Here is a 2177-nt window from a genome sequence, read left to right on the forward strand (position 1 = left end):
TGTTATTTTCTTCTTTTTAATATTTCAAAACAGTAGTTATGCGAATTATTTTCATCTGCCTCATGGTATTCCATAAAAGTAGAATCCCACTCATCAGGCTCATAATCGGGGAAGGTTGTATCACCAATCACTTCAGCATCAATATGAGTAAGGTATAATTTATTCGCCATTGGTAGGAATTGCTCATAAACCTTACCGCCACCAATCACCATGATTTCATCATTATTTTCAGCAGCTTGTAGTGCTTCTTCAACGGATTTCACCCAAACAACATTGTCATCATTTCCAGGCTGACTGCTTAATACAATATTGAGACGATTAGGTAAAGGACGCCCGATAGACTCATAAGTCACCCGGCCCATAATAACGGGTTTATTTAATGTATTTTTTTTAAACCATGCGAGATCACCCGGTAATGTCCAAGGCATCGCCTTTTCCATACCAATAATACGATCCGCCGCTAATGCTGCGATTAAACTAATATTCATTTACATACCTACGGGTAAAAATGGGAAAACTATTTATACTATACGGAAAGCGAAAACTTGAGTCGATACAATTTATGCTTCACCGATAATAAATAATTGCTTTATACAGGAAGTGTTAACTTAATCATGAAAGCTTTAAACATTATAATAGTGCTATATGGCAGTTGCTATTATATTTGAAAATTCTTTAGGTGTTTTTACAATTACTTTACGCTCATTACAGGCGCAAGAACCTTACTTTTTTCTCATCGTAAAAAATGTAGCACCTTATCAATAACATGCGAAAAGAGGCACTGCCACTTCTCATTGACTGGCTTATAGCACTTTTAACATTAAAGTATCACCTTTCGTTAAGGCAATCATACGATTGATAAAAATAGAGAGTATTAGTTGCAAATCTACGTTAAAAAGACTCTTATACCATTTTCTCTTTCATCAACACTCTCTTAAGCTCCCCTCTTTTTTATCGCTATGTAACATCAATATGAGTCAGTTCGAGTACAGGTGAAAAATTGTGATACGCTTTTATTACTTAGGATTAATAGTCGTTTACTTGCCTTTGTTAGTTAAAGTTTGTCAATAAAAAATAGCTCAATAAAGTGCTAAGTGTCGTGCTGGTTGGTTTAAAGATTAAAGTAGTGTTAAAGAAACAAAGATCTCTTTAATAAAAAGAACTAAAATAGATGTAAATAATTATCAATGAAATAGGTGTAATCGATTATTAATGAATCAAAATTCCAATCCTTATCGTCCCTTAAGTAATCAATAATATCCAGTAAAATATCTTTATATTTATCTTTAAGATCACCACACTCATTGTCTATTTTTTCTAAAATATTCTCATGATTATTTCTAATAACATTAGCAATGGTATATTTCATTTCATCACTATTTTCATTCTTAGTAAAAATATTTTGCATTCTTCTATTATGTTTAGTGATAAAACTCTCGTCTTCCATTGTCATTTTTTTAGCTTTAATAATATCTTTTTTTTCTAACACTCCTAATGTAAGCATATCATCTACAAATTTTTGAACGTCTTCATTATTTCTTAATTTATTAGTTAGAAAATTTAATATTGACTTTTTAAAAGCATCGTTAATATAGTTTACCGTATTAAATTCCATTGCTTTATCAATAAAACATTTAGTTATATTGACAATAAACGCTTTATCCATCTCCACCGAATAAATATTATACATTATAGTGACTAAATTCATTATTGAATTAATTAATTCATTATTATCTTTTCTATTAATCACTTTACAAATACAACTTAGTTCCATATCAATATGTTTTTTATAGTTAAAATCACTATAATATACCATATCATCACACTTTGGATGATGTTTCTTCAATTGTTCAAACATTTCTTTTGGATAATGATTAATTACATTGAAAGCAATGTTCATTATAGTAATAAAGTCTCCTTTTGTTTTTGATTGTTCATAAAGATAATATTGTATTAATCTTTTAGCATCATCATGACAATCATTTTTTATTGCATAACTTAAAGTTAAAAAAAATGTATCTAAATGTTTATTCTTAAAGCTAACAAAATCTGAGTTAATTAGCTTACAGTTTTTAAAATATACTTCCCCTCCATTTCTCATCAAAATGGATAATGTATTAATTTTCGCATGTTGACTTTTGTCTAATAGAAAAACCACCCCAACATTAATATTAAAA

General features: G+C 29.1%; 2 protein-coding genes. Both read right to left on the reverse strand.

The window, feature by feature from the left end; translation table 11 throughout:
• Positions 1-2 precede the first annotated feature (2 nt).
• Complete coding sequence (folA, locus tag AACU98_RS06325) at positions 3-488, reverse strand: type 3 dihydrofolate reductase (RefSeq protein ID WP_004245545.1); 486 nt, start codon at positions 486-488, stop codon at positions 3-5.
• 674 nt (positions 489-1162) lie between these two features.
• The coding region (locus AACU98_RS06330) for a hypothetical protein (protein ID WP_161735703.1) at positions 1163-2177 on the reverse strand (1015 nt) is incomplete at its 5' end.

The sequence above is a fragment of the Proteus sp. G4380 genome (assembly GCF_963885725.1).
GTDB classification, from domain to species: Bacteria; Pseudomonadota; Gammaproteobacteria; order Enterobacterales; family Enterobacteriaceae; genus Proteus; species Proteus mirabilis.